Genomic DNA, 7173 nt, shown 5'->3' on the forward strand with positions numbered 1-7173 from the left:
CGCTGTGGGAATCCAATCGAGGAGGAATCGCCGCAGCTCAGCAGTGGTCGGCGCGGGCTGGCTCGCCGCCACGATGTGGGCGACCAGCCGGGTGTTGCCACGGCCGTCGTCTCCCGCCACCACTGCGTTCTCCCGAACCCCGGGGTGTTTGCCCAGCGCGGCCTCCACCTCGCCCGGTTCGACCCGCACACCGCGGATCTGCACCTGGTCATCGAGGCGTCCGAGGTACTCGATGTTGCCGTCGGGCAGATACCGCGCCAGGTCGCCGGTACGGTAGAGCAGCTGGCCGGGATCGTCAGCGAACGGATCGTCGGTGAAGCTGGCGGCCGTCGCGTCGCGCCTGTTGAGGTAGCCGCGGCCCACCGCGACGCCGCCGATGAACAGCTCGCCCGGCACACCCACCGGTACCGGCTGGAGATGGGCGTCCAACAGGTGAATGCGCGCGTTGGCGATCGGTCGTCCGATTGGGACGGTACGGCTGTTTGCACCGCGTTGGCAGCGGAACCCGCTGACGGTGATCGCGGTCTCGGCGGGGCCGTACTCGTTCCACAGCTCGGCGTCCAGCGTCGCGAGGAAGCGCTGCGCGAGCTCATCGGAGAGCGCTTCGCCGCCGCAGGTTACCGTGCGCAGTCCGACGCAGTTCCTAACTTCCGGCTCGGCGAGGAAAGCCCGCAGTGTCGATGGCGTGAAATGCACCGCGGTGATCGACTGCTCGATCACGGTCCGGACGAGGTAGGCGGGGTCCCTATGACCGTCGGGTTGCGCGATGACCAGCCGTGCGCCGACGGTCAACGGCCAGAAGATCTCCGCCACTGAGGCGTCGAAGGTCATCGGCGTGTGGTGCAACACCCGGTCGTCGGAAGTGAGCTGGTAGGTCGCCTGCATCCACAGCAGCAGGTTGCGGACTGCGCCGTGGGTGTTGAGCGCCCCCTTGGGCACGCCGGTGGAGCCAGAGGTGTGGCAAACATAGGCGAGGCTGTCCGAGGTCGTAGCGGCGACGGCGGGCGCGGCGCCCTCTGGCACCGGGTGCTCTGGGGAGTCAAGGCACAGCTGGTGGCCGCTGAAGTTCGGCAGGCGCTCAAGGTGCCGGCGGTGCGTGACGCAGACCGGCGCGTCCGGCGCATTGCTCATGATGGCCGCAGTGCGGTTGATGGCTTGCGCCGGATCCACCGGCATGAAAGCGCCACCCGCCTTGAGCACGCCCAGCAGTGCGATGACCAGGTCGGCGGAGCGGTCCAGGACGACCGGGACGATGCTGTCCGGTCCGACTCCGAGGCGCTGGAGCTGATGTGCCAGCGCATCCGCGCGCCGGACGAGATCGGCGTAGGTCAACTCGTCGTCGCCAAACGATATGGCGATCGCGTGCGGGCTGCGTCGCGCCGTTGCCGCCACCATCTCGTGCAAGCAGTCGGGGGCGCTGGAATCGGGGTAGCCGACGCGGGTGTCGTTCCACGCCAGCTGCGCACGGCGCTCGGTTTCGGTGAGCAGCCGCAGCTCCGACAAGCGCGTTTCGGGGTCGGCGACGACGCCGTCGAGCAGCGTGGTGAAGTGCCCGGCCATCCGCTCGATCGTCGCGTCATCGAAGAGGTCCGTGTTGTATTGGAACTGACAGATGAACTGCCCGTCGGTGTCGCCCACCTGCATCATCAAGTCCATGGGCGCGCCGCCCTGGCCGATGTGAACGGTCGTCAGGTCAAGCGCCGCCCGACCCGTGCTCCCACCCTTGCTGTCCTGGAATCGACGTGTCTGTTCCCAGGCGAACGAGACCTGGAAGAGCGGCGTATGGCTGAGGTCACGGGCCGGGCTAAGCCGCTCGACAAGCAGCGCGAAGGGGTAATCCTGGTGCGCGAGCGCACCCAGAACGGTCTCCTTGACCCGGCCCAGCAGCCACGTGAACGTCGGGTCGCCCTGCAGGCCGGGGCGCAGAACCACCGGGTTGGCGACGTAACCGACCAGACTGTCCAGCCCCGCCTGATCGCGGCATCCGAAGGGTGAGCCGATGAGCAGGTCGTCCTGGCCACTGTAGCGATGCAGCAACGTGGCGTACGCCGCGAACAGCGTCATGTACGGCGTGACGCGAGCGCGCCGGCCTACCTCCCTGAGCCCGTTGGCCAGCCGACTGTCCAGGGTGAAGCGATGTACGGCGCCGCGGTAGGTCTGAACCGCTGCGCGTGGCCGGTCGACGGGTAACCGCAGGTTCGGGGGCAGCTCGCCGGCCAGCTGGTCACGCCAGTACTGCCACAGGCGGTCTCCTTCGGCTCCCGCCAGCATCCGTGCTTGCCGGTCCGCGTAGTCGACGTAGCGCTCTGGGCAGATCGAGGGCGGCTCTCCACCGTGTTCTGCGGCGTAAAGCTGGCGGAGCTCGTCGAGGATGATGTCGACGGACCAGAAGTCGACGGCGATGTGATGCACCGCCAAGACCAGCACATGCTCGTCGGGTGTGGGCCGTAGCAATGTCAGCCGAAACACCGGGCCGGCCTGCAGATCGAATGGGCGATTGGCCTCACGACGTATCCAGCCGTGAAGCTCGTCGGGGTGCACGTCACGTCGGTCGATGTGCACGGGCCACTGTGGATGGACGAGTTGAACCGGCTGGCCGTCGTGCACGGCGTAGGTGGTGCGCAGTATCGCGTGCCGATCGACGATCGCCTGGGCGGCGCGTTCCAGCGCCGACACGTCGACATCGCCGCTGATCCGCCCGGCGTAACTGATGGTGTACGCGGGACTGCCGGGTGCGAGTTGGTAGAGAAACCACAACGACTGCTGCCCGTAGGACAGTGCATGCGCCGGCCGGTCCTCGGGCTCCTCGGGCAGCCGGGCAAGCGTTGCATTGGTGTCGGCTGCCACGGTCTGATCAGGCTGCACCGGACCGTCGCCCGAAAGTCGGTCGCTCAGCCAGTCGGCGAGACCGGCGATGCTTGATCCATCCAGCAACTGGACGACCGGCACAGCGATGCCCAAGTCGCGCTCAATCTGGGTGCGCAGCTCGACCGCGATGAGCGAGTCGATCTCAAGGTGGTTGACCGGCAGCTCAATGTCGAGACTCGACGGCGTCATTCCGAACTTGCCGGCAACCTGATCGCGCAGGTACGACTCGAGCAACCGTTGACGCTGCTGCCTGCCCGCCCGGCGCGCAGCGACGTCAAGGCTCGCTTCGTGTTCATTCGCGCTCGCGTCGCCGGCGGCCAGCATGCCCACCGCTGCCCGCATCAGGTCGCCGATCAGCGGCGGGGTCAGACCGTGGCGCAATTCGGAGCCGAGCAGGCGCCTCGCCGTGCCGAAGGCCCGCGTGGCCCCGGCTATGACCGGCTTGAGGAGGGTGGCGGCCGGCAGGACCGCAGACCCATTCACCCGGTGGTCCGTCGGCGCGCCGTTGGTAGCGATGGGGTCCAGCCAGAAACGCTCGCGTTGCCAGGGGTAGGTGGGCGCCGCCACGCATCGAGCGTCCGATGGATGTAGCTGCTCCCACGCAACCGACTGGCCGCGGCTGTACAAAGTGCCGAGGGATGCCAGCATGGCGGAGCGTTCCTGCTCTTCGCGGCGCGTTGACGCTAGCAGGGTGCAGGCGCGCCCCAGGTCCTCCGCGTCCTCGCGGACGGCGCTCAACAGGATGGGATGCGGACTGATCTCCAGGAATGTGTCCCGACCAACGTCCAGCAGCCCGCGCACCGCCGCCGACAAGCGCACCGGCGAGCAGAGGTTCTCCACCCAGTAGTCCGCGTCGAGGGCGCCGCCGGCCACCAGATCGCCCGTCACGGTGGAGTACATCGGTGTCGCCGCTGGCGCAGGCCGGATTCCGGCCAGCACGTCCTTCAGATCGTCGCGCAGCGCATCCATCTGTGGGCTGTGGGAGGCCACATCAACATCCACCCACCGGCAAAATCGGCCACGCTCCTCCAGGGTCGCCACCAGATCGGCCAAGACCGCCGGATCACCGGAGAGCACCGTCGATCGATGGCTGTTGCTGGCCGCGATCGCGACTCGAGTCTGGTGGCCGGCGATGAGGTCCCACGCCTCTGCGATGGAGAGCTCTGCGGCCACCATGGCCCCGTTGCCAATCGTCCGCCGCAGCAGCCCGGCCCGCCCGCAGATCACCCGTGCAGCGTCTTCCAGGCTGAGGACACTGGCGACGTGCGCTGCCGCCACCTCACCGAGGCTGTGGCCCACTACGGCCTCGGGCTCGACGCCCCACGACCGCCACAGCGCGGCCAGTGCGACCTGGACCGCGAAGATCGCGGGCTGGATCATCCCGATATCGGTCAGTGGGGAATCGGTTTGGTCGGTGAGAAGTTCTGCGACCACGGATGCATCCAGGTATGGGCGCATAGCCCGGTCGCAGCTGGCCAGTGCGTCCCGGAACACCGGCTCCTCCGCGTGCAACCGCTGCCCCATGCCGTACCACTGCGACCCCTGACCTGAGAAGAGGAAGACCACGCCAGGTCGCCGGCCGGTACGGCAACGTCCAGCGGACAGTCCGCGGCGGGTCGCTCCCTGTCGGTAGGCGGCGAGCGACTCGGACAGCTCGGCACCTGTGTCGCCGACCACCGCTAACCGATGGTCGTGGTGGCCGCGACGCGCGCCGGCTGTGTAGCAGAGGTCGGCAACCGGCGCGCCCGCTGCGAGGGCCAGCTCATACCGGCCCGCCAGCGCGGCCAGCGCCTCGGGGGACCGGGCGGACAGCGTCAGCAGCTCCGCGCGATCCTCCGCCGTGTGGTCTGTCGGTTGCGTAGCCCGGACCTGCGGAGCCTCGGTCATAACGATGTGCGCGTTGGCGCCGCCGAAGCCGAACGAGCTGACTCCAGCCGCTGCCCGGGTCCCGTTCTCGGGCCACGGTGTGAGGGTCTGCGCGACGTGCAGCGGCAGGCTGTCGAACGGGATGAGCGGATTGGGCTCCGCGAAGTTCAGGCTCGACGGGATCTCCCGGTGGCGAAGCGCCAGCGCCACTTTGATGAGCCCGGCTACTCCGGCAGCAGCCTCCAGGTGGCCAATGTTGGTCTTGACCGAGCCGACCATGCACCGGCTGCCGGGCGCCCGGCCCTCCGCCACGATCGTGCCGAGGGCCTGCGCCTCGATCGCGTCGCCCAACGACGTGCCCGTGCCGTGCGCCTCGACGTAGTCGACCGCACCGGGCGACAGACCCGCGCGACGGTAGGCCTCGGTCAGCACGGCTTCCTGCGAGCCCCGGCTGGGTGCCATCAAGCCGTTAGTCCGACCATCTTGGTTGGTCGCGCTGCCACGAATCACCGCGTAGATCGGGTCGGCATCGTTCAACGCGCGACTCAACGGCTTGAGGACGACGATGCCGGCGCCTTCGCCCCGCACGTATCCGTCGGCCCGGGCGTCGAACGTCTTGCATCGGCCGTCCGCTGCCATCACACCAGCGCTACTGAAGTTGATACCGAGCGCCGGCGACAGGATGACGTTGGCGCCGCCGACGAGGGCGAGCGTGCACTCGCCGTCACGCAGACTGCGGCATGCCAGGTGGACCGCGACCAACGACGACGAACAGGCGGTGTCGATCGCGATGCTCGGCCCACGGAAATCGTAAAAGTAGGAGAGCCGGTTGGCGGCGATGCTCAGCGCGCTCCCAGTACCGGTGTAGGCATCGATGTGGTCAGGGTGGCCAAGCTGGAAATGTCCGTAGTCATACGTGGAGATGCCGATGAATGCGCCGGTGCGGCTGCCGGCAAGCTGGTCGGGCACCTGTCCGGCGTCTTCCAACGCCTCCCACGCCACTTCCAGTAGCAAGCGCTGCTGCGGGTCCATTCGCGCCGCCTCCCGCGGCGCGATGCCGAAAAACTGGGGGTCGAACTGGTCGACCTGATCGAGAAAGCCGCCCCAGCGCGTGGCCTCGGGCCCCGCGACGTCCACGTTCCAGCGGTCCGGCGGTATCTCGGCGATGGCGTCCACGCCGTCGCGGAGCAGCTGCCAAAATGCCGCCGGCCCGTCGGCGCCCGGAAACCGACAGCCGATGCCGATAATCGCGATCGGCTCGTCCGCGGCTGCGGGACGGCCACCACCGTCGATCTCGGCCGGTGCGGCGGGGCGTTCGTCGGCGGGTCCGTCGCCGGCCAGCTGTTTGGACAGCATGTCGATAGTGGGGTACTCGTATGCGACGGTCGGCGAGAGCTCACGTTGAAGCCAGGTTTCCAGCGCGGCGGTCAGCTGGATGGCGCGAACCGAGTCAAGACCGTAGTAGGCGAACGATAACGATGTGTCGATCTCAGTCGGTGGTAGACCCAGCTCCTGAGACAGCTGGGAGACGAACCAGTCCGCGATCTCCGTCGCGTCGCGCCCTTCGCCGACGGGGGCATGATCGGCAGGCGGTGCCGCCGTGTGGGAATCACGTCGAGACGGTGCGTGCCACTCGGCCAACACGTCGAGGTCGCCGTCGAGGAAGCGCTGCCGGCAGCTGCTCCGCCGGATCTTTCCGCTCGACGTTGTCGGGATCCGTAACGGCTCCAACAGGACCACGGCGTCCGGCTGGATCTCGTGTTGCTCCGTGACCGCGGTGCGGATCGCGTCAATTACCTCGCCGACGTCGACGTCAGCGATCCGATCGCGGTCGACCTCCTGCGCGACGATGAGCGGTTCGGAGCCACCCGACTGCGGCGTGCCCGAAAAGGCTGCTCCCCGGCCGCGCAACAGCGCCGGATGGCTATCCTGCGCCGTCCTCTCGATGTCTTCGGGGTAGTAGTTGCGCCCGCGGATCACGACGAGATCTTTCAGCCGGCCCGTGAGGAACAGCTCGCCGTCCATTTGGAAGCCGAGGTCGCCAGTGCGCAGGAACGGGCCTCTCCCGGTAGCTGTCCCGCTGCTTGCCAGGAACGCCGAGAACGTCTCCGCCGTTTCGGCGGGCCGGCCCAGATAGCCTTGGGCGATGCTCCCGCCGGCGAGCCAGATCTCCCCAACCGCGCTGTCCGCAGATGGCCGCCGGGTCGCCGGATCCACGATGACGATCTCATGGCCGCGCTGAGCGCGGCCGCAGCCGACGAACGACGTGGCGGCCGGGTGCTCTGGCGTGACGGTCACGACCTGCTGTTCGCGTAGTGCGACGCCGTCGAGGTGTCGCACCACCGGCACGGCCCAATCCGATCTACCGGAAACCAGCAGGGTGGACTCGGCCATCCCATATACCGGGTTGAACGCCTCCGGCCGGAAACCGGCCGGGCC

Annotated in this window: 1 protein-coding gene; it reads right to left on the reverse strand. The window is 68.3% G+C overall.

Annotation, left to right across the window (positions count from 1 at the left end):
* On the reverse strand, positions 1-7173 hold a 7173-nt coding region (locus tag VNW74_RS16935), incomplete at both ends, for a non-ribosomal peptide synthetase/type I polyketide synthase (RefSeq protein ID WP_325678820.1).

It is taken from the genome of Mycobacterium sp., assembly GCF_035570115.1.
GTDB lineage: Bacteria > Actinomycetota > Actinomycetes > Mycobacteriales > Mycobacteriaceae > Mycobacterium.